The organism is Ruminococcus turbiniformis (assembly GCF_020687545.1).
Classification (GTDB): domain Bacteria; phylum Bacillota; class Clostridia; order Lachnospirales; family Lachnospiraceae; genus Mediterraneibacter; species Mediterraneibacter turbiniformis.
In genome coordinates this window covers 1-12,899 of record NZ_JAJEQX010000055.1, presented here as the reverse complement: position 1 = coordinate 12,899, position 12,899 = coordinate 1, and the positions used below count along the sequence as shown (strand labels likewise).

Genomic DNA, 12,899 nt, shown 5'->3' with positions numbered 1-12,899 from the left:
GGTACACCCTTGTGGTGTTTCATTATTTACTGCCGTGCTTTTCACGGCATTTGGTACACCCTTGTGGTGTTTCATTATTTACTGCCGTGCTTTTCACGGCATTTGGTACACCCTTGTGGTGTTTCATATTTCACGGAGTACCTGAACCGAATTTCTCATCACAAGTTCCGGTTCAAACTCCCGTGTTTCCATTTTTTCCCGCCGCAGAATACTGCCGGTCATCTTTTCCGCCGCGGTAATCCCCAGTTCCTCCACCGGATTTCTGACCGATGTCATGGGAACCGCGCCGAATCTTGCCAGACCGGAATTGTCAATGCCTACCAGCGACATGTCTTCCGGAATCCGGATGCCGGCCTTCTTCAGAATATCTGCAAGTTTATAAGCGATTTCATCATTATAGCAGACACAGGCTGTACAGTCGCCCAGTCTGCGCAATATTTTCGCGCTTTCCTCTTCCATGTTCCTGATTTCCTCAGAATCAAGCCAGATCGTTTTGCCGCCGCGGATTCTGATATCGTTCTCCATGAGAGCATCCATATACCCGGCATAACGCAGGTGTCCCTGGCCGTCGTCTGACTTAAAAATCCCCCCGATGCGGGTATGACCGCATTCTATAAGATGCTTCGCAGCCATATATCCCGCCTTTCTGTCATTCAGGCTGACATGAGGGATATCAAGTTCTTTGTAAAAACTGTTGACGAACAGCACCTGAATCCCGAGATCCTCAAGTTGCCGGTACAGATCAAGGTTCGGATTCGGGAGTCCGCTCTTAACCGTCTCGGCAATCACTCCGTCCACAGACTGGGTCCGGATAAAGTCTTTGAGCACCATCCGCTCCTTTTCCACCGCGTTGTCTGTGACCGCAATCTGCAGGGTACATCCTTCCCGGGAGAGAACCGACTCGATTCCTTTCACAATAGACGGGAAAATGTAGGTATCCACATAAGTAAGCATCACCGCAATCCGGATCTCCCGCTCTGTAAAACGGCGGGTGTTGACAGAGACATACGTCCCGCTTCCTCTGCGGCTTTCTATAATGCCTTTATCTGAGAGTGCCTCCAGGCCCCGCCGCACTGTCTGGCGGCTCACGTCAAAACGGCTCATCAGTTCATTTTCTGACGGAAGTCTGGCCCCGCGGGTCAGCGCGCCTTTTTCGATCTCTTCCTGTACCCAGGAGACGATCTGTTCATATTTTTTCAGTCCGGCTCACCGCCCTTTCTGTTCGTTTTGTACTTATTTCACTCTCTGTAAACACTATACAACATAACAACTTTCAATACAATTCACACTTTTTCCAAATATAAAGATGTTTTTTTGGCATAAATTGAGGAGTTGTATTGTTTTTGTTTTTAAAAAGCAATACAACTCCTCGATGGTTCTTAGGAATCTAAAACAGCTTGCAAAATATTGATTCTCTCCATCAGTATCCTGCAATCTTCCATCCTTCTCTCAAACCACTTTTCTTCGGTCTCGGAAATCTGGTCCAGCCCGATCTTTGATACCTGGCGGACTGCCGCTTCGCGCTGCTATATTCTTTCCGGAAGGGCTGTCTGACAGTTTGCTCTTTAACATCATCACAGGGGTGAAACGCCTGATTAAAATCCACCAGCGGGTGCAGGGAGACCGGGCGGTTCGTACGGTTATCGATAAGCAGTCCTCAGTTTCTCCAGTGCCAATCCATATTTCCGATAAGACAGATATCGATACAGGCAGTTTTCCTGTCTCCGTGCATAATCACGTACATCTCTTTCACTCCCGGCACCGCCTTTCGTCCCTACAGAAGCGCCAGCAGTACAAAGTTCAGAACAAACAACCCTGTGCACACCCACAGAATCGGATGAATTTCTTTTGCCTTTCCCTTACATACTTTCACGATGCAATAGAAGATGAATCCGGCCGCAATACCGTAGGATATGCTGTAGCAGAGCGCCATAAAAATTCCGGCGAAAAATGCGGGAACCGCTTCGCTCAGATCATTCCACTCTATGTCTTTGAAGGAAGAAACCATCATAATTCCCACCGCTACAAGCGCCGGCGCAGTCGCCGCAAACGGCACCGCACTGACAAAGGTAGCCAGGAACGCGGAAAGCGCAAAGCAGATCGCCGTCACCACAGAAGTAAGGCCGGTTCTTCCGCCCACCCCGATACCGGATGCGCTTTCCACAAATGTCGTCGTGTTGGAAGTTCCAAACAGCGCACCGATCGACGTTGCTGTCGCATCCGCGAACAGCGCTTTGTCCAGTCTTGACTTAAAGCCCGCAGAATTCTCCATCAGCCGTTCATCTTCATCGCTGAAAATACCGCTGCGGCGTCCGGTTCCGATGAACGTTCCCAGTGTGTCAAATGTATCGGAAATGCTGAAAGAAAAGATAGTAATCAGCACAAGCGGAATCTTCGCCGGATCCGCAAACAGGCTTGTAAGACCGCCTTCCTTAAAGATTGCCAGAAACGTTGTCGGCAGTGCACGGCACGCTTCAGTAAAGCTTACTGTATCCTGGGGACTTGTTACGCCACAGGGGATTCCCACAAGCGTTGTCACAATAATCGATATCAGGATCGCACCTTTCACATTCAGCACAAGCAGAATAATTGTGAGCGCCAGTCCGAACAGGAATACAAGGAAGGACGCCTGATTCAGCGTCGAAAGTGCCGGTACGCCTCCGTCAAAGTTGATGATTCCCACATTCAGAAGCCCGATGTACGCAACAAAGATACCGATTCCGCCTCCAATCGCATGCTGAAGGCTGAGTGGAATCGACTTGATGATGTATTTACGCACTTTCGTGACTGTGATAATAATATTGATAATACCGCAGATAAACACCATAGACAGCGCCTGCTGCCATGTAAAGCCAAGTCCGAAGCAGACCGTATAGACGAAAAACGCATTCAGTCCCATTCCCGGAGCCTGCGCATACGGAACGTTCGCGACAAGGCCCATCACCAGCGTACCGATAATCGAGGCAATGATGGTCGCAAGAAAGACCGCTCCCCACTCCATTCCGGATTGAGACAGAATGCTCGGATTCACCACAATGATATAGGACATTGCAAAAAAAGTAGTCAATCCAGCCATAATTTCTGTGGATACAGTTGTGCCATTCTCTTTCAGTTTAAAAAATTTCTCCATAGCTCTCTCCTTTTGATAATTATAAACTTTATATAAATAATATCATAAGGTTTTATAAATTTCCATAAAATTGGCGCATTTCTGTCTCTTTTTTCAGTTTTTCAAAATATATTTTTTCTCTACTCCTCAAACATCATATTCTCAGGCCCGTCCGGATATTCTTTTCTGATCTCAAACTCCGTCACCGGAACACTCCGGTCAACTTCCTGGAAGGATGTGTTATCCATCCAGACACATCCTTTTCCCGATAACAGTATCCCGATATTGATCACCTCTGTCTCAGGGGGCACATCCAGCACACAGGAATAAAGATTCCACTCCGATGTCCCTCTGATCGGACGGTTCTGCATATTGTCAAGCTTGAGTGTTACATTGAATTTTCCGTCAAGCCTCATCCACAGCCCCGCCCATCCTTCTACGTCCTGCGCCTTTACAAAAGCGGCAAACCGGACTCTTTTCCCCAGGAACCTCTCCGCGGCAAACTGCTGCATGACTGTATAATATTCATCCGCCTCGTACTCATCCGCCGTTGAACGGATGAACGCGGACCGCGTCCCCACATGGAATACCTGATAATCCGTGCCTGTTTCATATTTATCCTGCACTGTTCCCGTTATGATCCAGTGTTTGATTTTTGTATTCTTGTTCTCCATATTCATACCTCCGTGAATCACATTGCGCAGAGCTTTCCGATACTGCCCCGGAGGCAGCCCGTAGCATTTCTTGAACGCGCGGGTAAACGCCTCCTGGGATTCAAAATACAGACACACTGCAATATCAAGAACCTGCATACTGGTGTTAAGGAGAAGTGCGGATGCCTGCGCGAGCCTTCTTTTCTGAATGTACCCATACACCGAAAGCCCGGTTTCATTTTTAAAAATCCGCTGGAAATGATATTTCGAAAATCCGGCAGCCGCGGCCGCGTCATCCACCCGGATCTCCTGATCCAGATGCTGTTCGATATAATCGATTGCCGCCTTGATCTCTTCTCTGTATTCCACTGTCGTTACCTCCTCCTTACGTAATACAGTATATCAGATCAGAGAAAAGAATTTTTGACTATTCGTGCGGAAAACAGATAAAGAAAACCCTTACAGGCAGTGTAAAATCACCACTCGTAAGGGTTTGGCTTCCTCTCAGAATATCAACATAAATAATATTACATATTCATCTGTTTTGCGACTTCCTCAGCGAAGTTCTCCTGCTTCTTCTCGATTCCTTCGCCTGTCTCGAAGCGGACAAACTTTGTAACCGTAACTTTCGCGTTGTTCTCCTTCGCCACCTTGTCAACATACTTGCCGACTGTGAGGTCGCTGTCCTGTACATACACCTGATCAAGCAGGCAGTACTCTTTAAGCTCTTTGTTAAGACGTCCGATGATCATCTTCTCGATGATGTTGTCCGGCTTCTCCGGGTTCTCTTTCTTCGCCTGAGCGAGAAGGATCTCTTTCTCATGATCCATGAACTCCTGTGAAACCTCGCTGCGGGACACATACTTCGGAGACATGGCTGCAACCTGCATAGCCACGTTCTTCAGGCATGTTCTGATCTCATCGTTTACAACGTCTGTATCAGCCGCAACGAGAACGCCGATACGTCCGCCGCCGTGGATGTAGGATACCACACACCCGTTCTCAGCTGTAACCTTCTCGAATCTTCTGATGTTCAGATTCTCGCCGATTACCGCGATCTTCTCTACGAGAGCGTCCTTTACCGTCTTGGACGGATCAGCTGCCCATGCCTCTGCCAGGAAAGCGTCAATATCAGCTGCATCGGAATCTACTGCCTGATTTACAACAGCCTCTACAAATCCCTGGAAGTCATCGTTCTTTGCAACGAAGTCTGTCTCGGAGTTTACCTCAACGATTGCCGCAACCTTGTCGTCTTTTACAACAGTCTTAACGATACCTTCCGCAGCGATTCTTCCGGCCTTCTTCTCAGCCTTTGCCTGTCCGTTCTTTCTAAGGAACTCAACAGCGGCATCCATATCACCGTTTGTCTCTGTGAGGGCTTTCTTGCAGTCCATCATGCCTGCGCCTGTCATTTCTCTTAATTCTTTTACCATTCCTGCTGTGATTGCCATGATAAATTCCTCCAATAATAAATCTTAAATGAAAAGATCTTACTCTTCTGCTGCCTCTTCCTCAGCTGCTTCCTCAGCGTAATCTGCTGCCTCTTCCTCATAGTACTCATCCTCTGCCGTAGCGCCCTGGTTTGCCTCTACAACAGCGTCAGCCATCTTGGAAACAATCAGTTTTACAGCTCTGATTGCATCGTCATTTCCCGGGATTACATAATCAAGCTCTTCCGGATCGCAGTTTGTATCGCAGATACCGATCAGAGTGATTCCGAGAGCGTGAGCCTCCTGAACGCAGATTCTTTCCTTCTTCGGATCTACAACGAAAATTGCGTCCGGCAGTCTCTTCATCTCTTTGATACCGCCGAGGTTCTTCTCAAGCTTATCCCACTCTTTCTTAAGAGCGATAACTTCTTTCTTCGGAAGCACATCGAATGTTCCGTCTTCTGACATAGCCTCAATCTCTTTGAGACGCTGTACACGGCTCTGGATCGTTTTGAAGTTTGTAAGCATTCCGCCCAGCCATCTCTCGTTTACGTAGAACATGCCGCAGCGCTCTGCCTCTGTCTTGATGGCATCCTGAGCCTGCTTCTTTGTTCCAACGAAAAGGATTGTACCGCCCTCTGCCGCAATGTCAGAAACGGCTTTATATGCATCGTCAACCATTCCTACAGATTTCTGCAGGTCGATGATGTAAATACCATTTCTCTCTGTGTAGATGTACGGAGCCATTTTCGGGTTCCATCTTCTTGTCTGGTGTCCGAAGTGTACACCTGCTTCTAAAAGCTGTTTCATTGAAATAACACTCATGTTTCTTTCCTCCATCTGGTTTTAGTCTTCCGCATGCTTTATTCGCTGAAACCGGCCGTTTTCCGGCTTTGGCACCATCAGCGAGAGCCACATACGTGTTTTTTTGCAACATTCGTAGTATAGCACAGAACGATACGGTTGGCAAGGAATTTTTGCCTTGTTTCCGGCTAAATTATAATAGTGCGTCCTGTTCTGTCCTGACAAAAGAAGGATGCTACGGCGCATATGTACAGAGCAGGTTCTCCACATTCCCCAGATATGCTCTGCCGAACAGGTTTAAATGGTTCAGAAGGTGATAGAGATTATATTTTTCCTTTCTTCAGCACAGCCCCCGGCACATACACGCTCTCCGAAAACCGTTTTTATCCTTTCCGGATCTCTGTCCGAAAGCGTCAATAACTCTTTTCGTTTCTTCCAGGCTCATCCCCCGCTCTTCTGTACGTCCGATAACGATCAGGACTGCTCCCGCTCCTGCAGCCGCTTCCTCTTTCTCCTCAAACCCTCCCGCATGTCCGGATTCCTTTGTGACAAAGTATGAGGCTTCTGTCTGACGGAGAACTGCCAGGTTCATATCCACCGAAAACGGCCCCTGCATGGCGATCAGATGCTTTCCCTCAAAACCGAGAGATACACTTTTTTCCACGGATTCCCGTGTGGAAAGGACACGGGCAAAACACCGTTTTCTATAATCCGGAATCTCCGTGTACATCGCCAGATCTCTGCTTCCCGTTGCGATAAGTATATTCCCTTCTGTCTGTTTCAGATAATCCACCGCCTCTGCGACAGACTTTACTTCCACAATCCTGTGTTCTTTCTCTGACTCGTCCGGATTTTTCTTTCCGGAAACAGCCAGGGACTTTTTTTCTTCATGCAGTTCTCTCACACAGCGCACATACTCTGTGTTCTCCGCAAGGCAGGCTTTCCTGATACACTCCGTTGCCCGCACCGCGAATGGATGTGTCGCGTCGATCACAAGTGAAAGTTTTCTTTCTCTGATGAATGCTCTGATTTTCTCCTCATCCATCCTGCCGCACACGGCCTCGATTCCCGGCAGATTATCCAGAAGGCTTTTACCGTATTCTGTGGCAGTGCTTACCCAGCACCGCATGCCGGAGTCTGCGGCATATTCCGCCAGAAGTCTCCCTTCTGTTGTCCCGGCAAAGATAAGCAGACCGGGATCTGTCCTGTCTGAAATGTATTTTCTGTCCAAATCTTCTTTTCTTTCTGCTGTCACCTGACTGTACCTCTGTGTCTTTCTTTTTGGTAACCATTTTATCACAGCCATAATATTCCTGTAAATATAGCTGATAATTTATGTTTTATTTCTAAATTTTATAGAATTTTTACCAAAAAGCTGTTTTTTCTCGTTTTTTTCTTGATTTTTGAATTTACATCTGCTAGACTTAGCGACAAGACAAAGACGTCTGATGATGAGGCAAAGGAAACGCCCTCACCGATCAGGCGTCTTTTCTTGTTTTAAGCAGAATGTAATTATAAAGCCGGCACATTGTCTTTCTGCTCATTTCAGAATGGGAGGTATTTTTATGGATACAGGAAACACTGGATTTATAATGATCTGTGCGGCGCTCGTCTTTATTATGACGCCCGGACTCGCCTTTTTCTACGGCGGGCTTGTAAGAAGAAAAAATGTATTAAACACAATGATGGCCTGCGTGGCAATCATGGGGCTCTCCATTTTCATGTGGTGCCTCTTTGGATATTCGTTGGCATTCGGTGAAGACCACGCCGGAATCATCGGCGGTTTTGAATGGCTCGGATTAAACGGAGTCGGCTGGGAGGCAGGCCCCTACTCCGACACACTTCCTCATCTTGTATACGCAGGATTCCAGATGATGTTCGCTATGATTACCCCGGCGCTCATTACCGGCGCGGTAGTCGGACGAATGAAATTCAAAGCGCTCTTTGCTTTTATCGCTCTCTGGTCTGTCATCGTGTACTACCCGATGGCGCATATGGTATGGGGGCAGGGAGGTTTTCTCGCCTCTATCGGATCTGTAGACTTTGCGGGAGGAAATGTAGTGCATATCAGCTCCGGTGTGAGCGCGCTTGTACTTGCAGTTTATCTTGGAAGAAGACGGGGATATGAAAAGACGTCATATCGCATCCACAATATCCCGTTCGTCGTACTCGGAGCAGCTCTTCTCTGGTTCGGATGGTACGGGTTTAATGCAGGAAGCGCCCTGGCCGCTGACGGACTCGCGGCACACGCGTTTATGACCACATCCATCTCAGCGGCAACAGCGATGCTTTCCTGGATGCTGATTGATGTCATCAAAGACGGAAAACCCACTGTCGTAGACGCATGTACCGGACTTGTAGTCGGACTTGTCGCGATTACACCCGGAGCCGGCTTTGTACCGATCTGGTCTTCATTCATCATCGGTGCGCTTGTAAGCCCGATCTGCTGTTTTATGATGCATCTTATTAAACATAAACTGAAAATCGACGATTCACTCGACGCATTCGGCTGTCATGGCATCGGAGGTATCTGGGGTGGTATTGCAACCGGCCTGTTCGGACAGAGTTCTATCAACTCTGTCGCACAGTGGGATGGCCTTGTATTCGGTGAGACGCGCCTTTTTGCAGCGCAGGTTATCAGTATCCTTGTTACGATCGCGGTAGCAGTAGCCGGTTCACTTATCTGTATCGGAATTATCCGCGTATTTACAAAACTCAGGGTTGACCAGAAAGATGAAATGATCGGACTTGACCTCTCACAGCACGGCGAAAACGCATACCCGTCATTCAACGGATTCGACTGACAAATAGGCAGAATCGATACATAAACACCGATATATAAACAAAATGCCCGCCAAAAAGACAGGAGGAAAAGTCATATGTTAATAAAAGTGGAAGCAATTGTAAGAGAAGAAAAGTTCGAGGAAATAAAAGACGCCCTGAACAAAATCCAGGTCAACGGCATCACAGTCTCCCAGGTCATGGGATGCGGCGCGCAGCGCGGATATAAAGAGAGAGTCCGCGGCTCTGAAGTTGATATCTTCATGCAGCCGAAAATCAAGTTTGAGATCGTCGTTTCTTCGGAAGAATGGGAAAAGAAAGTCATCGACGCCATTCAGGAGATCGCATACACCGGAGAAGTCGGCGACGGAAAGATCTTCAGCTATGAGATCCGAAGCGCCATGAAAATCCGGACAAAAGAGACCGGATACGACGCGCTCCAGTCTCAGTTTGAATAAAGCACCGGAAGCGCCTGGCTTCATACTTTGGGATTATAATAAAGAAGGAACTGTCACACCGGCAGTTCCTTTCTCTTTCACTCAAATACAAGCCGCACTGCTCTTCTAACCACAGCCGCTGTCATCCCGTCCCCGACGGTTTTTCCAAGTACCAGACTTCCGTCCCTGCACCCGGCAAGCGCGGCGCGCTCACACACGTTGTCCACTCCGGTGGTCCTCTCCACGAAAGAGGAACGGGCTGTGACATTTTCCACTTCTCTTAGCTTTTCCGCAGAAAATGTCTCGAAGGGAAGATGATATTTCTCCGCAAGCGCAAGGAGCGCCGGCTCGTCTTTTTTCAGGTCAATGCTTGTAATTTTCTCTGCCTGAGCAATGTCAAGCCCGGCTTCTGAGAGGATACTCTTTAAGTTCTGTTCAAGCTGCTCTGCCGGGATATTCTTCCGGCATCCGATTCCGACCGTCATATTTCGCGGGGTCAGAAGAAGCACATGTGATGCATCTGTGTGTTCATCTTCAGGCCCCTTCGCAAAACCTCTCTCTCGATCCCCCACCTCAATTCCACAGCCGTAAGTCCTCATCTCCTCCCGGCTTTTGCACATGACAATCTCCGGCGGAATTTTCCCGCAGATCTCATATGCTTTAAAGGCACAGTAAAAACCGATTCTCTCCCCGTCAAGCACAGCGGCTGACATTTCTTTTGCCTTTTTCCGGTCTGTGATGACAAGAGCGCTTTCTTTCGCGAACACATCCACAGCGAACTTTCCCTGCACATCAGTCGCTGTCGTATGCACCGCCTCCGCTCCGGTCATCTCTGCAAGTTCATCCGCCAGAAACGCCGCCCCGCCTATATGTCCCGACAGCAGCGGAATCACGAATCTTCCTCTCTCATCCATCACGAGGACCGGAGAATCCGTAAACTTATCCTGCACAAAGGGGGCAATATAGCGGACTGCAATCCCCGCGGCCCCGATAAAAAGGAATGCCGCGCTGCCCCACCATTCTTTGATCACGCTTCTGATGTCTGGCGGGAACGGAATAATACAGCCATCTGTGGATTCATCCTTGTGCACGCTGTATTTCGCCGGAGCATATCCGGTACGCTTCTGCCCTCTTTGCCCGTACAGTCCGCATATTTTCCTGTTTAATTCTGTCCCCGCACGGGTAAAACTCAGAATGATCATTGTTTCTGCCCTTACGTCCATCTTTTCCTCCTTTTTCCCGTCGGCCGTTTCTTTTTCTTTCTTCTTTCCGGCTTTTCTTTCAGGCTATACCCGCAGCCGGAACGTTTTCGGCGCAAAGTGATATACAAGAATGCATGCGACGGCCGAATAGACAGCGCAAAATACAATACATGCGATCCCGAACACAAATATCGGCATTTTCACCTGTATCACTGCCAGGCAGGCCAGATAAGTTCCCGCCATAATGATCTGGTATGTGGCGCTCTTCATCTCTGTTCCCGCGTTATACGGCTGAAGCAGATAGTAAATCGTCAGGTAATGAATTGAGAAAAAAGTACTCATACAGAGTGTGGCGACAATAAGTACTCCGTAATTAACCGGATTGTCCGTGCCGCCGGAAACATACAGTATCGCCGCCAGTCCGGCACCGATCACCAGAGCAGGCACTGCATTGATTTTTATAATTTCCCGCAGCCTGATCTGAAACAGTTTCAGCACAAAGGCGGGCTGCTTATAAAAAGAATAAGTCAGCAGACTGTGGTCACAGTTCATAAACAGCGCCCGTGTAAATCCTGTTCCCCTGTTTATAGCGTACATCACAAATACAAAATAGGAAAACCAGCTCATAAGCAGCTCATTTGTTGTCTCCCTGACGCCGGGCGAGAGCCTCAGGACAAGGAGGATTCCACAGACGATAAAGAGGCTGACCGCCGCAATTTTGACCGTAGATTTCCAAAGAATCTTCTGGTGGCGTCTGATAAAAAGTTCGTTTAAATACTCAACGCCTTTCCTTCTGCTCGTAATCGATGTATCTGTCTGGATTGTTCTTTCCGCTGACATCTTCGACGCACGTTTTACCGCATCCATCTGATTTGTCACATTGGCAAGAAGTTCACGGCTGATTTCCCGGTAATAAGGAAACGTCGCTATTTTGCGGATTCCGATCAGGCCCGCAGGGATAAAGGAGAGCATAATGACCATAGATGCCGCTGCCGGAAGGGCAACCCCCACAGCCGGAAGGCCATATGCAAGGACAAGAAGGATTCCTGATACAGCCCAAATGGGCGCTCCTATATTATTTTCATTATATACATTCCCATTCTTCTCATAGTCATACAGAGAATACGCCGCTGCCAGAATTTTAATTCCTGCCACCGAAAAAGGAATTGCCGCACAGAACCATACCGGAACTCCCCTTAACGTCCCGAAGATAACAGAGAAAGGCATAATATTTGTCTCTGGAAGGATTGAACAGTTTTGTATTTATATACGATCCGATCAGAGTCAGAAAAAGCAGAATATGCAAAAATGCCTGTTCTGCGGGCACATACCTGTATAAAATTCCGATGCCGCATACCATTGTAATAAAATAGAGCAGCTTTCCGATAAAAGCCGAAGCTGCCTCCCAGAGAAAAGAAAGTATATTTGCAAAAATTTTCAGTCCTTTCACGCGATACAGCGCTTCCGGCAATATTCTTTTCACAATGGGAATCTGTTTGAGAGAATATAAAATACTGTTTACTCTGTATGTATTTTTGAGCGCAAAAGAAATACGAAGTGTTTTATACATGATCCTCCTCCCTCAGCGCTGCTATAATTCTTGTCTTGAACTCCTGATTATCCAGATTGGATTTTTCTACAACCTCAAGTTCTCCATGGCTTAAAAGCACAATCTCGTCGCACAAATCAAGCGCCAGGTCCATAATATGAGTTGAAAAAATCGTAATTCTCTCCTGCTTTAAAGACTTGAGAAGCTGTTTCATCTCCTCCGCCACCACAACGTCAAGAGAGGTCAGCGGCTCATCAAGAAGAAGAAGCTTCGGCTGAACCATAATATTGACAAGCATCTGCATCTTATTTTTCATACCGTGGGAATAGTCCTTCAACAGCTTGTCCCTGTCATCCGGCGCGATGCCCATATACTCAAAGTATTCGTCAATACTTTTCGGATTACGGATAGAATTCTCATTGATATCCAGGAAAAACTTCAGAAATTCACGCGCTGTCAGAAATTCCGGGACAGTCGGAACTGACAGCACGTATCCGATATCTTCACTTTTCAACTCCCTGCGCACACCGTCCTCTTCCAGATAAAAGCTTCCGCCGTCTGTTTTTATATCCCGGTTAATGCAGTTGAACAGGGTCGTTTTTCCCGCGCCGTTCCGTCCGAGAAGGCCATAGATTTTCCCCTCCTCAAAGGTGAAATCAATATCCCGGAGCACTTCCTTTTTCTCAAAATGTTTTGACAGATGTTCGATTGTAAATTTCATGTCTTACTCCTCTTGCTTCATTTTATTCCCGCGAACAACGAACCAGGCGGACATGCTTGCATGTCCATTTGACTCTATGTGAGAACATTATACCTTTCAGCAGACGCAAAGTAAAGAAAAGATAACCGGTGCGCCCATGGGCTGCCCGGTTTTAATACATTAAGGGCGCAGTTTCCCGCGCCCTGATTCTTTTTGCTTTGTAGAATTTTCAGT

At 47.6% G+C, this 12,899-nt stretch carries 11 protein-coding genes and 1 pseudogene; 2 read left to right on the top strand and 10 right to left on the bottom strand.

Features of this window, described 5'->3' with window-relative positions:
- Positions 1-123: 123 nt before the first annotated feature.
- From LKD70_RS17585 to cobK, 7 genes and pseudogenes are all read right to left on the bottom strand, one after another.
- Positions 124-1,182, bottom strand: coding sequence for a GntR family transcriptional regulator (locus LKD70_RS17585; RefSeq protein ID WP_227709174.1), 1,059 nt, complete (start codon positions 1,180-1,182; stop codon positions 124-126).
- A gap of 592 nt (positions 1,183-1,774) precedes the next feature.
- The gene (locus LKD70_RS17580; RefSeq protein WP_227709171.1) at positions 1,775-3,130 is read right to left on the bottom strand and encodes an NCS2 family permease; all 1,356 of its coding nucleotides are present in this window, start codon (positions 3,128-3,130) and stop codon (positions 1,775-1,777) included.
- Between the two features lie 119 nt (positions 3,131-3,249).
- Complete coding sequence (locus LKD70_RS17575) at positions 3,250-4,131, bottom strand: helix-turn-helix domain-containing protein (protein WP_227709170.1); 882 nt, start codon at positions 4,129-4,131, stop codon at positions 3,250-3,252.
- Between the two features lie 158 nt (positions 4,132-4,289).
- Entirely contained in the window at positions 4,290-5,213 is a 924-nt protein-coding gene (gene tsf / locus LKD70_RS17570) for a translation elongation factor Ts (protein ID WP_227709169.1), read from the bottom strand.
- A 39-nt stretch (positions 5,214-5,252) separates the two neighbouring features.
- Positions 5,253-6,017: a 30S ribosomal protein S2 gene (gene rpsB, locus LKD70_RS17565; protein ID WP_227709168.1), complete on the bottom strand. Its 765-nt coding sequence runs from the start codon at positions 6,015-6,017 to the stop codon at positions 5,253-5,255.
- Between the two features lie 214 nt (positions 6,018-6,231).
- Positions 6,232-6,324: pseudogene (locus LKD70_RS17560) on the bottom strand (fructosamine kinase family protein); the annotation flags it as partial.
- A gap of 12 nt (positions 6,325-6,336) precedes the next feature.
- Positions 6,337-7,251: a precorrin-6A reductase gene (cobK, locus tag LKD70_RS17555; RefSeq protein ID WP_320442613.1), complete on the bottom strand. Its 915-nt coding sequence runs from the start codon at positions 7,249-7,251 to the stop codon at positions 6,337-6,339.
- A gap of 304 nt (positions 7,252-7,555) precedes the next feature.
- Between cobK and LKD70_RS17550 the strand changes: the two genes are divergently transcribed.
- Positions 7,556-8,800, top strand: a complete 1,245-nt coding sequence (locus tag LKD70_RS17550) for an ammonium transporter (RefSeq protein WP_407690996.1) — start codon at positions 7,556-7,558, stop codon at positions 8,798-8,800.
- 75 nt (positions 8,801-8,875) lie between these two features.
- Positions 8,876-9,235, top strand: a complete 360-nt coding sequence (locus LKD70_RS17545; RefSeq protein WP_227709166.1) for a P-II family nitrogen regulator — start codon at positions 8,876-8,878, stop codon at positions 9,233-9,235.
- 77 nt (positions 9,236-9,312) lie between these two features.
- Here LKD70_RS17545 and LKD70_RS17540 read toward each other — a convergent pair whose 3' ends face one another.
- The 3 genes from LKD70_RS17540 to LKD70_RS17530 all read right to left on the bottom strand — a co-directional run bounded on the left by LKD70_RS17540 (position 9,313) and on the right by LKD70_RS17530 (position 12,686).
- Entirely contained in the window at positions 9,313-10,437 is a 1,125-nt protein-coding gene (locus LKD70_RS17540) for a cobalt-precorrin 5A hydrolase (RefSeq protein ID WP_227709165.1), read from the bottom strand.
- A 63-nt stretch (positions 10,438-10,500) separates the two neighbouring features.
- Entirely contained in the window at positions 10,501-11,643 is a 1,143-nt protein-coding gene (locus LKD70_RS17535; protein WP_227709164.1) for a hypothetical protein, read from the bottom strand.
- Positions 11,644-11,978: 335 nt separating this feature from the next.
- Positions 11,979-12,686, bottom strand: a complete 708-nt coding sequence (locus LKD70_RS17530; protein ID WP_227709163.1) for an ABC transporter ATP-binding protein — start codon at positions 12,684-12,686, stop codon at positions 11,979-11,981.
- Positions 12,687-12,899: the final 213 nt, after the last annotated feature.

What these genes read in the sequence shown, in the direction of transcription:
- LKD70_RS17580 (WP_227709171.1), bottom strand. Translation starts at nt 3,130, where the DNA reads ATGGAGAAATTTTTTAAACTGAAAGAGAATGGCACAACTGTATCCACA.
- tsf (WP_227709169.1), bottom strand. Translation starts at nt 5,213, where the DNA reads ATGGCAATCACAGCAGGAATGGTAAAAGAATTAAGAGAAATGACAGGC.
- rpsB (WP_227709168.1), bottom strand. Translation starts at nt 6,017, where the DNA reads ATGAGTGTTATTTCAATGAAACAGCTTTTAGAAGCAGGTGTACACTTC.
- LKD70_RS17545 (WP_227709166.1), top strand. Translation starts at nt 8,876, where the DNA reads ATGTTAATAAAAGTGGAAGCAATTGTAAGAGAAGAAAAGTTCGAGGAA.
- LKD70_RS17540 (WP_227709165.1), bottom strand. Translation starts at nt 10,437, where the DNA reads ATGGACGTAAGGGCAGAAACAATGATCATTCTGAGTTTTACCCGTGCG.
- LKD70_RS17535 (WP_227709164.1), bottom strand. Translation starts at nt 11,643, where the DNA reads ATGCCTTTCTCTGTTATCTTCGGGACGTTAAGGGGAGTTCCGGTATGG.
- LKD70_RS17530 (WP_227709163.1), bottom strand. Translation starts at nt 12,686, where the DNA reads ATGAAATTTACAATCGAACATCTGTCAAAACATTTTGAGAAAAAGGAA.